Below are 14,393 nucleotides of genomic sequence, written 5' to 3'. Positions count from 1 at the left end.
CTGATGCAACATCCTCAAATTATTTTGGCTTCTGGCAGTCAAACTCGGAAACAATTGCTGGATCGCTTGCATTTAGCGTATACATCTATCTCCCCAGATATTGATGAATCAGCATGCGGTGAAACTCATGCCGATGATTTAGCACGACGTTTGGCTTTTGAAAAAGCGCGCTGTATTGCGCTGCAACATCCTGATGCAATAGTAATAGGTTCAGACCAAGTCGCATGGCGTGAGCATGCACCACATATTTTTATCGGTAAACCACTTACTACAGAAAATGCTATTCAGCAATTACACGCCAATTCAGGTCAAACCGTGTATTTCAGTACGGCACTCAGTGTACAGCAGTTATCTACAGGCTTTGTACAAACAATTGTAGAGCATTACACCGTCAAATTTCGCAACTTAACTAATGCTGAAATTGCACGATATGTTGCTCTCGAGCAACCACTGCAATGCGCAGGCAGTTTTAAATGTGAAGGTTTGGGTATTAGCTTGTTTGAAGCTATGCAAGGCAATGATCAGACCACGTTGATGGGACTACCTCTGATTCAACTGTGTCGTATTTTAAGAATGCTGAATATTCAAGTCCCCTAATGTTGACTCATTTGAATCTGCATATCAGCTAGAAATCATCTTGCCCTTTCAAGCGACAAAATAGACAATATCAAGATTCTCTATACTCAGACCTGCTTAGGCTATTTTATGTCGCAACCTTTAGATGTTTTAGGCGGAATTACTGCAGAACAATTCCTAAGTGAATATTGGCAAAAAAAACCATTATTGGTACGCAACGCACTCCCAGAAATTGCAAACCTGCTTGAACCTAGTGACGTCATGGAGCTGGCACTGGAAGAAGATGTCACTGCCCGTTTAATTAAACAAAAAGACAAAGACCCAAATCAGTGGAGTGTAAAATCATCGCCGCTGATTAAAGGTGATTTTCAAAAAATGCCAAAACTTTGGACACTGTTGGTACAGGCAGTCGATCATTATTCTTTTGACTTGGCAGAACTTTGGAAAAAATTCCCTTTTATACCGCAATGGCGACGTGATGACATTATGGTGTCTTATGCCCCTAAAAGTGGTTCTGTAGGTCAGCATTTTGATTTTTATGACGTCTTTTTACTACAAGGTTATGGTCACCGTCGTTGGCAGCTTGGGCAAATGTGTGATGCAGAAACTGAGTTTGTAGCAGGACAACCGCTCAAATTATTGCCTGAAATGCAGGTTAATTTTGATGAAGTACTTGCACCGGGTGATTTACTTTATGTTCCACCTGGTTTGGCGCATTATGGTGTAGCTGAAGATGATTGCCTGACTTTCTCATTTGGCTTCCGCATGCCAAATATCAGTGAAATGATGGATCGTGTGAGTGATAAATTCTCTGCCGATGAAATGTTACGTACTCCGCTACATGACATCGTTCGAGAACAAAGCACCCAGATTGGTGAAATGACCGCAGCAGAACTGGATTATTTGAAAGCAGAATTATGGGCACGCTTGCAAAATTCATCAGTTTTGGATGATGCAATTTTAAGTTTAATGTCTGAACCTAAATACCCAGAAAATATACCTGAAGTTGATGAAATGGGTGTAGGAGACTTAGAAGAAGCGCTTGATCAGGGTTATCAGATTATGCTTGAGCCCGCCTCTCGTCTGCTTTATACAGCACAAGACGGTCAAATTCTGTTTTGGGCCAATGGCGAGGCAATTTGTGTCGCAGATACATCGATCAACACGCTACAAAAAATAGCGAATGGTGAGCGTGTCTTGCTTGATGAAAACCTGTACGACCCAGATATTTTGGAAGATTTAGTACAACTCTTGAACGATTCCGTGTTAATGCTGCTTCCAGCAGAAGAAGCTTAAACGGCTCTATCCATACATAGCATAGACTCTAAGATGATTCATTCATCTTAGAGTTGGCTTCATCAAAGTATAAGATGGCTTGAATTAATGTATAGCCTGGGGTTGAACTCAGTTTTAACTGCCCACCAACCCGTTCTAAACGCATTTTCATGCTGCGCATACCGATACTCATGCCTTGCTCCAACACACTATTGGCTTCAAAACCAACCCCATCATCCTGAATTTTGAGCAACAACTGATTCGGTTGCATAAATTGCATCGAAACAGCTACGTTTTTTGCCTGACTATGTTTAATCACATTGGTTAAGCTTTCTTCAAGCACTCGCATTAAAGTCAGACACTGTAAAGCATTCGGTTCAATGAGCCATTCATTCGGAAAATCCCATCTAGAGTGAATATCCATTTCATCCATTAACTGACTAAAACGGTGCCGTACAGGTGCAACCCAGACTTTCGGATTTTCAGGCACTTTTGAACCAATTGAAGAGCCACTATCAATAATTTGACGTAAATCATCACGCAATAATTTCAACATCGATAAAAATTGCTGATTACTCATTTCATCTTCATTTTGATCTACCAAAATCATTGATCGAACCAAAGATGCCCCGAGTCCATCGTGTAAATCATGTGATAAATGAATACGCTCCTGTAAACGTACGTTCTCCAATTCTAAATAGTGCTTTTCCGACATACTGCGTTTTAAGTCTTCACTGACTTCAAAAACCCGAAACTCCAAATCTTGATTAAATTTTTCAATTTTTTGAATATTTCTTTTTAAACGCATACCAAGAATCAGCGCAATGAATAAAGTGATTACTGGTGAGGTATAAGGCGATAATGGCTGATATAAACTCGCAGTTTCAGCATTTCCTAAACGGACAACATCGACACAGGCAAATAAACCAATTAAGGTTAAACAAAAAATCAATAAATATAATTCTGTTTTTTGAGTTTTATAACTGAGATAAGCCAAGTAAAAATAAACCACAACCAATAATGATGCATAGCTTAAGAAAACAGTCCCTAAGACAATTTTTGCATAATCCAGTGGTGTGAAAAATATACCGACAATCACCGCAATACTAAATACAAATAAACTCTCTTCAAGCACAGGAAAACGCCGATCTGCAAACCTGAGCAAATACACACTAAAACAGAGTATATACAGAATAAAGAAACTTAGATTTGCTTGAGCAGCCGCCAAAGTTGTGGGGTAAGGATAAGTTTCAGTTGTCAAAAATTGTGAAATGAAAAGTAGCCATAGCAAACAACTGAGTGCAAACCAGCCAAAACTATTATCACGGCGGATAAATAGCCAAATCACCAAACATAAAATACCTAAGGTGGCAGATAAAATGGCGTTTATTTCAAATAAAGTGCGCTTCTTCCATAGACTTTTTTGGTGATGCTTTATATTTTCATGCACGTTATTGAATGTGATTTTGCCCAAACCTGCATTTTGAAATGCATAACCATTTACATAAACTAAAATTTGATTTTTACCCGGCTTTAAGCCAGAGACAGGTAAAATCCAATAACGTGGCATATTCCAGCTTTTAGACAATGGTTCTTGTAAATGCTGACTCGCCCAAAGCAAATCTTTATTTAAGTAAACTGCCCCAGCACTATTTAAATAATCCAAAGCAAACACAATGGGTTGATTTAAACTATGCTCACGCTCACAAAACCACTCCCAATCAATTTTATACCAGACACCACCGTTATAATTTTTCCAGCGTATATCCCAAACATCGGGTAATTTGACATTTTCCCAACCAGTTTCAGGGCTTTTATTTTGTGATGCTGTTTTAGCTGAGCTAATAGAAAGCACATGCACATTACAGTGCTGATTAATTGGATAGACAATTTGCTGCGCATAGCTTTGCCACGCACAGATCAACAGGCATATTCCGAAGGCATATTTTAGCCAGCTGCGCATCATAAAATGCCTAGTGTTCTCGCAGTACTGACCGCTTTGGTGCGCTTGGTCACCGATAATTTACGGTAAATATGTTTGATATGACTTTCAACGGTATAACGTGAAACAAATAATTGTTCTGCAATTTCTCGATTACTTAAACCTTGTGCCACAAGATTTAAAATTTCAAGTTCACGTCCCGTTAATTGTTCATAATTGCTATTAAATGTTTCCGAATTATTGCTGTTTGCAGAATCATCTGAAGCAACAGCAACTTTCTTATGAGATATTTTCGATAAAATTTCCCGTGCAATAAATGGGTCAATGGGTGCTCCACCTCTTAAAATACTGCGGATGGCAATCACGATTTCTGCATCATCACGTTCTTTTAAGACATAACCTGTCGCACCTGCTTGTATTGCGGAAAACAGGCTATCTTGCGTGCTCCATGCCGATATCACCAAAATTAATGCACTTGGGTCTCTAAAATGTAATTGTTCTATTAGTTCTTTGCCATTGCCATCTGGCAAGCCTAAATCCACCAACGCCAAAACAATCGGCTGCTCTTCTATACACTTCATGGCAGCTTTAAGATTGCTGACAAAAAACAGCATGTCATCCTGATAGCCAATATCATGCAAAATTTTTCTGAGACGCGACTGAATAATAGGCTCATCTTCAACAATTAAAACCGGCACTGGTAATATCGTTTCCATTGCTGCCTTCAACCTCCCCAAAAATATAAATTCAAATATAACAATAGTTTTTCTACTAAATCCATCCCTAGAATTAAGGAGTTTTTATGGCAATGCCTGTTGTTCTATTACAATGAGCATAGCATTGAAAATGTTTAATCGGTATTTATTCCAATAAATATTGAAAATAGCCCAAGTGTCATACTGATTGCCCACACTTTTATGGGCAATTCAGCATTAGCTTGAGCAATTACACAATCGTTTAGTAATATGTTTTTGAACTATGTGCATGTAAAAATGCAGGAATTAAACCCGTTAAAGCTGCACGAATATCTGCACGCTCATTGATTAATTGATGAGAACCTTCTTCAAGCATTAATAAGGTTTGTAAGCGGAATTTACGACGGATAAATTCGATGTTGTAACGCCAGTCTACTGTTTGGTCTTGCGCGCCTTGTGCCAACCAAACAGGAATACGACATGCTGGACGCTCTTCCATTTCAAACATCCATTTAGACATCGCCAGAATCCAGTCCATACCCATCATTCTAGGCTGTAACGGGTCTTTTAAACGTACAAATCTTAAAAACTCAGGGTTATGGTTATTACGTCGGAAATGTCGTGGTACTTCACGCTTAATACGACGGATAATGCCTAAACCAACAGAGTTATGCCACCATGCAGATTTCGCAGGACGAATCAGCGGTGAAAGTAATAAAACCCGCTCTACAAATGGATTTTCACGACGTTGGGCAAACTCCAGTAGATGATGCATCCAAATTGCACCACCTGTACTTTGGCCAATACCTAACCATGGTTTTGGCAATTGATCAGCATTTTTAACATATTGATAAACCGCATGTAACACTTGTTGATAATGATCAAAGTTTTGAATATTGGCAGGTGAACCATTACTAAGACCATGCCCAGGTAAATCATAAGTTAATACACTAAAGCCTTGCTCAAGTAATTCTTTGACAATGGGCTGATAAATCCCGCTATGTTCTAAATATCCATGCAGTAAAAATACAGTGCCCTGAATTTTATCGAACTTGGTTTTAGTTAAATCAGGCTGAAAAATTTGCACGTGCAGCTTGAACAACGGCATTTGTACATAACCTTGCCAATGCTCACAATCTAGCAAATGAAAACCATAAAGCTGTCTATATGCCTGTAACTCTACACTTGGCTCAAAGGCTCGATTTAGGTTTAAAGGCTGTAAAATTTGTGGCGTGGTGTCTCGACTCGGTACAGGTAAATCGAGCTGTTTTAAAATGCTTGGATTCAAAAAAGGCAAATCAGACATTAAGGCACCTCGCGACATGCGCTAGAACCAAACAAGACATCCCGAATGGTGGCAAGCATTTCATAATTGGCACGACGGCTGTGATCATAATTTTGTTCACTAGGACGCCATGCGGTAAGCTGGGTAGGCATTGGAGCTTCTACAGGAATAGTTTCTATACCGTTCAAGGCAAATAACCGTCGTGTACGCGGCATGTGATAACGGTCTGTAATCAAAATCACCGTAGGTGCACCACCCTTTTTTTGTAATAATAACGAACTAAAACGTGAATTTTCACAAGTATTCATACTGCGGTCTTCTAATAATTTTGCATCGACTTCGTATTGTTGTAACCAGCGCTGCATATAAGGTGCTTCTACACCGCTGAGTACAATTGGTAATTGATATTGTTTTACCACCGCCAAAGTCGTTTCTAAACGCAGACGTGTATATTGATTTACTACAATATCTTTACCATTGTCATCTAAGGTTAATCCACCACCTAACACTACAATTGCATAAGGTTTCGAGTTTTCTGGTATTTTGGGTATGTTTTGTTGATGAATCAAAGCAATATCTTTAAAAATCTCTTCATCTACAGTGTTATTTTCGGCTTCAGCAATTTTATGAGTATTTAAAAACTCCAAATATTGTTCCATTAATGCCTGATTTTCATGGCTATCTAAATTCAGTAAAGCTTTGACATTTTCTGAAGGGTCTTCAGGTGAAATTTCTGATGCTGCTGTAGGCGCGAGCAATGGTACTTGTGGCTGATCTTGCTCTAATTCTAATTTTCTTTGATTTTGCTCTTCAACAATCAAGGCCTGTAAGGCTTTATAACGTGCCTGTATCAGAGTTAAATTTTGTGAATTTTCAGATTTAATTTCTTGTTCCATTAACTTTAAATAAGCTTGTCGTGCAATCCATAAATCTGAACCAGGTTCTAAGCTGTCCTGATCACTAAAAGCAGCCATTTGCTGACTTTTCGCCGCCACTTCATTCACTTCAACAGGCACGAAGGTATTTAAAGCTTTTACCACCATTTTTGAATAAAAAGGTGAATAGATAAAAATCATTAGACAAGCAAATAATACAAATAACACCGTCGCTATTTGTACTAGTCTGACCATCCAATGGGTATGTTTCATCTATTTTAACCTACGGGCTGATGTGCACGAATCAAACCTGTGTCATCAAATAAGACAGGTTCAGGTTCTAACAAAATACCAAAACGGCTCAATACATCATGTTGCACGGCACGATAAGTCTGTTGCACATCTGCCAAGGTAGCCTCTGCATAATTGACCAAAACCAAAGCTTGTTTATGGAACATACCGACTGCACCTAATTGTTTCCCTTTCCAGCCGGCCTGATCGATCAGCCAACCAGCGGCAATTTTAACCTGCCCATTCGGCTGCGGGTAATGGGGTAAATTCGGATATTGTTGTGCAATTTGGTCAAATTGTTGTGCTGAAATGACAGGATTTTTGAAGAAACTGCCAACATTAGGATACTCAGCAGGATTCGGCAATTTGCTTTGACGTATCTGAATGACTTGTTGCTGCAAGTTTTCAGCAGTTTGGTCATCACCAACCGCCGCTTTTAAGTCACCATAATTTAATTTTAGCACTGCGTGTTTCAGTAATTTAAAGGTCACATGCGTAATAATGTAACGATTTGGCTGATCTTTAAAAATACTGTGCCGATAAGCAAACTGACAATCTTGCGCAGAGATCGCACAGAATTGTTGTAGATCACGGTCATAAACATGCACAGACTCTATAAACTCACCGACTTCGACCCCATAGGCCCCAATATTTTGTACTGGCGAAGCTCCAACCAACCCAGGAATTAACGCTAAATTTTGCAGACCGTAGAGTTTTTGTGTAGTCGTCCATAACACAAAATCATGCCAAACTTGCCCCGCACCTACTTTCAATGTGACGCTTGTTGCATCTTCGCTCAGTTGTTCGATGCCCTGAATATCCATGTGCATCACCAATGCATGAATATGTTCAGGCAATAACATATTGCTGCCACCTGACAAAATTAGCACATTTAACTGTTCAGATTTGGCAAATGCCAAGGTATCTAAAATATCCTGCGTATGATGAATTTTCACATAATGCGAGGCTGTAGCATCCAAATTTAAGGTATTGAATGGTTTGAGTTGCATAGAATGTTGAATGTGCATGACTTAAACCTTAACCTTTAATTCAAATTGTTGTTGCAGCACCTGTACCCATGCACGACTGCTCGACTCACATTGATCGAGCACACGCTCAAAACCATCGGCTTCACCATAGTACGGGTCGGGTAATTCTTGCTGAGTATAGAGAGGATCGTGCTCACTCATTAAGGCAACTTCGGCACGTAAAGTACCAAATTCAGCTTTGGCACGCTGCATCAAGGCCTGAATATTGCTTAAGTTTTCCAAATCCATCGCCAGAATTAAATCAAACTCAATAAAGTCTTGAATCTGTAATTGGCGTGCACGTAATGCAGATAAGTCATAGCCACGCTTCAACGCATGCTGCTGGCTGCGTAAGTCGGGTGCTTTGCCCGGGTGATAATTACTGGTTCCTGCAGAATCTACCCAAACATTCAGTTGCTGTTCATCACAAAAATGTCGCAGTACAATTTCTGCCGTAGGTGAACGGCAAATATTTCCTAAGCAAACACATAACACCTTGTATGGCGTTTGGGATGACATAAACAACCTCAGAGCTACTTTATTTTTAAGAGCCTTATGTTAAGTTATTTATGATATGAATCCTATATCGTGACTACACAATAATGTTGAATTAGGTATAAATAATAAGGATAAGCGTATGCAAAATTTTCAATTTCAAACTGTTGGCAACATTATTTCAGGACTTGGCTCAATTTCTGAGCTATACAATATTTTAAAAGCAAAGCCTTACCAACGCCTATTATTGGTCACCGATGCTGGGATTTTACAGCAACAATTGCATCTGCCTATTTTAGAGATTTTAGAACAACTTCAACTGGATTATGCAATTTACGCAAATGTGCAAGCAGACCCCGCAGAACAGATTGTTTTAGATGCGGTTGCCTTTGCCAAGCAACAAAAAATTGACGTGGTTGTAGGGTTTGGCGGTGGCAGCGCTATGGATGTTGCCAAGATCATTGCTGTATTGAGTCATCCTGAACAACACCAACAACTGTCAGACTTATATGGTGTGGGCAATGCTCAAGCACCACGTTTGCCCTTAATTTTAGTTCCCACTACTGCGGGCACAGGTTCTGAAGTGACACCTATTTCGATTGTCACTACAGGTGCAACCAGCAAAACTGGCATTGTCTCGCCTATTTTATATGCCGATGTTGCTATTTTAGATGCCAATTTTACCCGCAACCTGCCTGCACAGATTACTGCAGCCACAGGGATTGATGCGATGGTACATGCCATTGAAGCCTATACCTCTAAAATCAAAAAAAATGCTTATTCAGACTTACTGGCAAAACAGGCACTGCGTTTATTAGATCAAAACTTGAAACTGGTACTTGAAGATGGCAGCAATATGCAAGCACGTCAAAATATGCTATTTGGTTCAATGTTGGCAGGACAAGCCTTTGCCAATGCCCCTGTTGCCGCAGTCCATGCACTCGCCTATCCATTAGGTGGACATTTTCATATCTCGCATGGACATAGCAATGCCTTGGTACTGACTGAGGTTTTAAAATTTAATGCACCTGTAGCCAAACAAGATTATGCAGAACTCATGTGCTGGTTAGACCCACGTAGTAAAGGCTGCACCGATGGACTGTGTGATTTGTTTATCGATCATTTTCAAAACCACCTTGAGCAGAGTGGCTTAACATTAAAACTCAATACACTAGGCGTACCAGAAAATATGTTAATACAACTTGCAGAAGATGCCCTGTTACAAACTCGCTTGCTACAAAACAATCCTAAAGAATTACAGGTACAAGATGCCTTAAACGTTTACCAAGCCATTTATGCTTAATGGATGAAACATTGCAACCTATCAACAACTCAACGAATCCTGTTCAGCCACCGCCACCATTAAAAAATATAGAGTCAACTTTGTGAAACCTGAAATTAAAACCCGTAATCAATACGCTTTTTTCGTTCCCATTCAAACCCGCTGGGCAGACAATGACATGTATGGGCATGTCAACAATGTCACCTATTACAGCTATTTTGACAGTGCGGCCAATGCCCTATTGATTCAAAAAACAGGTTTTGAACCCAAGCAATCACCTTGCATTGGTTTAGTGGTTAGCTCCACCTGCCATTTTTTACAGGAATTGTCTTATCCCGAAGTCATTGAGGTCGGAGTCGCCATTCAAAAAATTGGGAATTCATCGTTGATTTATGATTTGGCAATTTTTAAGCATGGACAACAACAAGCCTCTGCACAAGGGCAAATGGTGCATGTGTTTGTAGAACGAAATACACGTCAAAGTTTCCCGATTCCACAAAATATGCGTGAAGCTTTACAAGCTTATATGAGTGTAGAGATCAGTAAGCGTCCGCTGAACCCCATGCCTATTTTTTAATTCGATTTAGGTTTCCAGCGGTGTGGTAGCAATTCTTCAATCTGAGTCACTTTATGTGTCGGCAACCTTTTCAGCACATCACTTAAATAGGCATAGGGATCCAGCCCATTCAGCTTTGCTGACTGGATTAATGTCATAATATTGGCTGCTCGCTGACCGCTGCGCAGCGAACCTGCAAATAACCAGTTCTTACGTCCCAACGCCCAGGGGCGCATCTGGTTGTCGGGTAGTCAGACGCAGTTACCTACGTCCAACCCCCTAAGAACCGTGCATGCGAGTTTCCCAGCACACGGCTCAAGCCTCTGCTAAGGCGCCATTCGGCACCCGGTTATACATCGTTGACATTGGCAAACTGAACACTCCTCGGACAATACAGATGGTAAATCTCAAGATTAGCAACTGCATCCGTTCCACCATGACTTAGCTTCACAATATGACGGCTGTGCCATGGTGTATCTTTGGTGACTGGTTTAAGACAGGCGCAGCAGCGACCACCTTGTTTTAGCCACACCCGATACAGCTTGGCTCGCCCCTTTGCGGAGACCAGCATTCTTTTACCCCATCGGGATTCGAAGTACTCATCCCATGCGGGGTCATGAGGGTTAGCAGCAGCCTTGATCTTGATATGTCGCACAATTGGCGTGTCCGAGGCAGACACTAATGTGTATTGTCGCTTCCGACCATCGGCGGACTGTTCATCACATGAGAACACCCATCGACGCGCTCCTTGTACTTTGAAATACCGATCTTTGACCCATCGGAGTGTCTTGCGAGGGTGGCGACGTACAGCCCATCGCCAGAGCATTTCCCACACTGCGTTGTCTACCTGGTTGAAAACCTTCTTGGCAACGACATGACTATGATAGTTGGCCCAACCCCTTAGAATCGGGTTGAGCAAACCGATCAAAGTGGCCTGTCGTGTCGCTTTGTTTGCATTGATTAATGCTCGCAGCTTGTCAAGATGAGCGCTGATGTTTGCCTTTGACGGCTTGATCAGTAGCTTGCCGTTGTACTTACGTACGTTCCAGCCAAGAAAATCGAACCCGTTCCCTATGTGCGTGATTTTGGTCTTTTCCTGAGAGAGCACGAGACCGCGCTGCGCCAGAAATTCAACCACGGCAGGACGAACTTCATTTTCGAGCCACTCTTTAGAATACCCCGTGATGATGAAATCATCCGCATACCGTACCAGTTGCAGCTTTTTGCCTGTCCATTTGGCGTTAGAGAACCTCTTAGCCAGCATCGTTTCCAGTCCGTCCAAGGTCATGTTGGCCAGCACCGGGGAGATAATACCTCCTTGCGGTGTTCCGGAAAGACTGGGAAACAGCTTGCTTTGGTAGACGTAACCGGCTTTGAGCCATTTCCGTAGAATCACCTTGTCCATTGGGAGGTTGGCGATCATCCAGTCATGGCTGATATTGTCGAAACAGCCTTGAATGTCACCCTCTAGCACCCACTCCGCACTTACTTTTCTTGACAGCACACCAAAGCACTGTGCTGCAGCATCCGCGGTTGAGCGTTGTGGTCTGAATCCATAAGAGTTCCGATCAGCGGTGGTCTCCGCGATGGGTTCCAAAGCCAGCAGATGGAGCGCCTGCATGGCCCGGCATTTCATCGTGGGTATCCCGAGAGGTCTCATCTTGCCATTTTTCTTCGGAATAAGGACTCTCCGAAGCGGAAGGGGCGTGTAACCTCGCCTCTTCAACGACATCATCGCACCGGTCTTGGCCTTGGGTGTATTCCAAGTCACCTTGTCGACCCCAGCCGTGTTTTTGCCTTTGTTTTCAGACACTCGTTTTACGGCCAATGCTTTGCCACTAAACGAGTGAGTCAGCAGCCATTGCAGAGCTTTCGCCTTGTTATACCTGCCGTCTTGTACCGCCTTCACAATACGCGCTTGCAGCCCTCTGACATGACGCTGTACAGCAATCCAATCGATGCTGTCCCACGATGTGCTGGAAGGCGCACACGCTGATACTGCTGCGTTCATTTGCTCTCCCTCCATTAAAAGGGTTCTACACACTCTCTTGTGATGAGAGACCATAAGGACGTCAGCCCGCTTTCGCGTGAGGTAATGTTTCAACCTCTATCCAACCCATTACAGACTGGCATTCGCTTTTTCCTCGTTCCTTCGCCCGCATCACCATGGGCAGTTTTTGCAAACTGCTTTCCCAATGGGGGTAATACGGGATTTCCACGTTCCGCTTACTGAAGTACATCGGCTTAGGTGCCTGCTATCGACCGGGAGGCGTATGGGTCACGAATGCGTAGTAGAAAGACGCGATTCCCACCTCCATTACCGTTTTGGTTCGAGCGTATTAGCCATTTCCGCTCGTTCAATTTAACGATCGTTGCGCAGATTCACATGTGTTCACCATACCGATTATCTAGCCCTTGTCCGGCTATGGCTGCCAGAAGAGTACGCCTCTCACGATTGATACCCCGCACCTTACGGTGCCTCGTTACATTGTCGAAGGCGCTCTTTATTCAGCCTTCTAGATTCACCCGGTGACACGGGTGGTTCCCGCAGGGGGAACAACTTCATTAAGCGACTTCGTGTCGCACTTCCACCCAATTATTATCTATAGGTAGATTGCCATCATCCAGATAGCGGCTTAAGGCTGGCCAACGCTTCAGAGTGTAATTGATGGCCTTGGCGGTTGGAGAACTCGATGGCACCGTCAGATAATGTTGGTTGAGCCATTCATACAGTTGTTGCATCACCGGTTGGCTGTGCTGTTGTCGGTATTCGCGGCGGTCTTCCGCTGTACCATCGGTCTTTTTCCTGAGCTCTGCTTCTATCGCATACAGTTTCTGAATCAGCACTAATGCCTGTTCAGCGATCTGACTTTTCCCGGTCACATGCAGTTCATGGAATTTACGACGTGCATGGGCCATGCAGCCCACCTCAATGACCTGGCCTGATTTAAAGCGTGCTTTATAACCACTGTAATCATCACAGACCAGATAGCCCTGCCAGCCTTTCAAGAACTCTGCAGCATGCTGGCCTGAACGACTATCCTGAAAGTCATAGATCACTGCCTGAACTGGATTGTACTGTGTAGTGGCATAGGCCCAGACATAACCTTTCTTCGGTTTTTTATCATTCTCACCCATCCGCATGATGGTGACCGGTGTTTCATCGGCATGGATCACCCGCTGTTGCAGCACCACCTGTTTTAAGGCATTGGCCAGAGGTTCCAGTTCTACACCGCAGCGACCTATCCAGTCAGATAACGTTGATCTAGAAAGCTCGATCCCGCCCGCTGATAGATCAGACGTTGACGGTACAGCGGCAAATGATCGGCATACTTCGATACCAGCACATGGCTGAGCAGTTCAGGTGAAGCAATGCCTTTATCAATCACATAGGCAGGCATCGCTTGCTGAGTCAGGGTGTCACACTGATCACAGACCCATTTGCCACGCACATGCTGTTCCTTATAGAACTGTGCCGGTCTGAAATGCAGTTTTTCACTGATATCTTCGCCGATACGACGTAACTGGCAGCCACAACTGCATTGGGTTGATGCTGGTTCATGCTCAATACGAATGGTGTGTAGATGATCCGGCAGCAGTCGACGTTTAGGTTTGTTGACTGTGGCTTTCTCTGTCGCTGCATCGGTTTTATCTGCATTCAGCCGCTCCAGTTCCAAATCAACTGCTGCGATATCTTCTTCAACCGCTTCATCCCATAGGTGGATTTGTTTTGCGGTGAGATGTTCGTTTTTACTGCCGAATTTATGCTGTTTAAACAGCGCCAGTTCATGCTCGTATTTTTGATTGAGAATAGAAAGATGCTGAACTTTAGAATCTAATTGCTGATTGGTGACTTCAAGATGTTGAACTTTGGCATCTAATTGTTGATTTGATACTTCCAGATGTTGAACTTGAGCATCTAATTGTTGTTTATCTTCTGCGAGTTGTTGATGCTGCATCGCCAACTGCTGGGTGAATTCCAGCAGTTGTTCATGGGTCAGTTGGCTTAAATCTGGCAGCGTATTCATGACCGCAGTATGCCTGAGGTCATGAGAAGAATGAAATAGAACGTTTGGAGGATGGCAGAATAGCC

General features: G+C 42.6%; 11 protein-coding genes and 2 pseudogenes. 4 read left to right on the top strand and 9 right to left on the bottom strand.

The genetic code is table 11. The annotated features are described in order from the left end of the window. The first annotated feature begins 3 nt into the window (after positions 1-3). Both ACNS8M_RS05795 and ACNS8M_RS05790 read left to right on the top strand, forming a co-directional pair. A complete protein-coding gene (locus tag ACNS8M_RS05795) occupies positions 4-597 on the top strand; it encodes a Maf family protein (protein WP_419225273.1) in 594 nt (197 codons plus the stop codon). Positions 598-705: 108 nt separating this feature from the next. Continuing rightward, the gene (locus ACNS8M_RS05790; protein WP_419225272.1) at positions 706-1,872 is read left to right on the top strand and encodes a JmjC domain-containing protein; all 1,167 of its coding nucleotides are present in this window, start codon (positions 706-708) and stop codon (positions 1,870-1,872) included. 28 nt (positions 1,873-1,900) lie between these two features. Here the strand turns inward: ACNS8M_RS05790 and ACNS8M_RS05785 are convergent, their stop codons facing one another. The 6 genes from ACNS8M_RS05785 to ACNS8M_RS05760 all read right to left on the bottom strand — a co-directional run bounded on the left by ACNS8M_RS05785 (position 1,901) and on the right by ACNS8M_RS05760 (position 8,486). Beyond that, positions 1,901-3,817: an ATP-binding protein gene (locus tag ACNS8M_RS05785; protein ID WP_419225271.1), complete on the bottom strand. Its 1,917-nt coding sequence runs from the start codon at positions 3,815-3,817 to the stop codon at positions 1,901-1,903. Continuing rightward, a complete protein-coding gene (locus ACNS8M_RS05780) occupies positions 3,814-4,509 on the bottom strand; it encodes a LuxR C-terminal-related transcriptional regulator (RefSeq protein WP_419225270.1) in 696 nt (231 codons plus the stop codon). Before ACNS8M_RS05780 ends, ACNS8M_RS05785 begins: the two co-directional genes overlap by 4 nt. Before the next feature lie 241 nt (positions 4,510-4,750). Beyond that, the gene (locus tag ACNS8M_RS05775; protein ID WP_168417418.1) at positions 4,751-5,794 is read right to left on the bottom strand and encodes an alpha/beta hydrolase; all 1,044 of its coding nucleotides are present in this window, start codon (positions 5,792-5,794) and stop codon (positions 4,751-4,753) included. Then, positions 5,794-6,921 (bottom strand): YdcF family protein, encoded by a 1,128-nt coding sequence (locus ACNS8M_RS05770; protein ID WP_419225269.1) that lies wholly within the window; start codon positions 6,919-6,921, stop codon positions 5,794-5,796. The genes ACNS8M_RS05775 and ACNS8M_RS05770 overlap by 1 nt, the downstream gene beginning before the upstream one ends. A 5-nt stretch (positions 6,922-6,926) precedes the next feature. Beyond that, the gene (gene murB / locus ACNS8M_RS05765; protein ID WP_419225268.1) at positions 6,927-7,967 is read right to left on the bottom strand and encodes a UDP-N-acetylmuramate dehydrogenase; all 1,041 of its coding nucleotides are present in this window, start codon (positions 7,965-7,967) and stop codon (positions 6,927-6,929) included. Positions 7,968-7,970: 3 nt separating this feature from the next. Continuing rightward, positions 7,971-8,486 (bottom strand): low molecular weight protein-tyrosine-phosphatase, encoded by a 516-nt coding sequence (locus ACNS8M_RS05760; RefSeq protein WP_419225267.1) that lies wholly within the window; start codon positions 8,484-8,486, stop codon positions 7,971-7,973. A gap of 118 nt (positions 8,487-8,604) precedes the next feature. Between ACNS8M_RS05760 and ACNS8M_RS05755 the strand changes: the two genes are divergently transcribed. Continuing rightward, the gene (locus ACNS8M_RS05755; RefSeq protein ID WP_419225266.1) at positions 8,605-9,765 is read left to right on the top strand and encodes an iron-containing alcohol dehydrogenase; all 1,161 of its coding nucleotides are present in this window, start codon (positions 8,605-8,607) and stop codon (positions 9,763-9,765) included. 82 nt (positions 9,766-9,847) lie between these two features. Continuing rightward, positions 9,848-10,321 carry an acyl-CoA thioesterase gene (locus ACNS8M_RS05750; protein ID WP_419225265.1) on the top strand — a complete coding sequence of 158 codons (474 nt, stop codon included), beginning with the start codon at positions 9,848-9,850 and terminating at the stop codon, positions 10,319-10,321. Here the strand turns inward: ACNS8M_RS05750 and ACNS8M_RS05745 are convergent. From ACNS8M_RS05745 to tnpC, 3 genes and pseudogenes are all read right to left on the bottom strand, one after another. After that, positions 10,318-10,545, bottom strand: a pseudogene (locus ACNS8M_RS05745) (transposase domain-containing protein); the annotation flags it as partial. The gene ACNS8M_RS05750 and the pseudogene ACNS8M_RS05745 overlap by 4 nt on opposite strands. Before the next feature lie 104 nt (positions 10,546-10,649). Further along, complete coding sequence (gene ltrA, locus ACNS8M_RS05740) at positions 10,650-12,311, bottom strand: group II intron reverse transcriptase/maturase (protein ID WP_419225113.1); 1,662 nt, start codon at positions 12,309-12,311, stop codon at positions 10,650-10,652. A gap of 575 nt (positions 12,312-12,886) precedes the next feature. Continuing rightward, positions 12,887-14,328, bottom strand: a pseudogene (tnpC, locus tag ACNS8M_RS05735) (IS66 family transposase); the annotation flags it as partial. Positions 14,329-14,393 lie beyond the last annotated feature (65 nt).

It is taken from the genome of Acinetobacter sp. A2, assembly GCF_048537555.1.
Taxonomy (GTDB): Bacteria; Pseudomonadota; Gammaproteobacteria; order Pseudomonadales; family Moraxellaceae; genus Acinetobacter.
Note: the sequence above shows the minus strand (reverse complement) of the source record. Positions and strands in the feature narration are given on the sequence as shown.

Coding starts and splice junctions, on each gene's coding strand:
- ACNS8M_RS05770 (WP_419225269.1), bottom strand. CDS start 6,921: ATGAAACATACCCATTGGATGGTCAGACTAGTACAAATAGCGACGGTG.
- murB (WP_419225268.1), bottom strand. CDS start 7,967: ATGCACATTCAACATTCTATGCAACTCAAACCATTCAATACCTTAAAT.
- ACNS8M_RS05780 (WP_419225270.1), bottom strand. CDS start 4,509: ATGGAAACGATATTACCAGTGCCGGTTTTAATTGTTGAAGATGAGCCT.
- ACNS8M_RS05795 (WP_419225273.1), top strand. CDS start 4: ATGCAACATCCTCAAATTATTTTGGCTTCTGGCAGTCAAACTCGGAAA.
- ACNS8M_RS05790 (WP_419225272.1), top strand. CDS start 706: ATGTCGCAACCTTTAGATGTTTTAGGCGGAATTACTGCAGAACAATTC.
- ACNS8M_RS05785 (WP_419225271.1), bottom strand. CDS start 3,817: ATGATGCGCAGCTGGCTAAAATATGCCTTCGGAATATGCCTGTTGATC.
- ACNS8M_RS05775 (WP_168417418.1), bottom strand. CDS start 5,794: ATGTCTGATTTGCCTTTTTTGAATCCAAGCATTTTAAAACAGCTCGAT.
- ACNS8M_RS05760 (WP_419225267.1), bottom strand. CDS start 8,486: ATGTCATCCCAAACGCCATACAAGGTGTTATGTGTTTGCTTAGGAAAT.
- ltrA (WP_419225113.1), bottom strand. CDS start 12,311: ATGAACGCAGCAGTATCAGCGTGTGCGCCTTCCAGCACATCGTGGGAC.
- ACNS8M_RS05755 (WP_419225266.1), top strand. CDS start 8,605: ATGCAAAATTTTCAATTTCAAACTGTTGGCAACATTATTTCAGGACTT.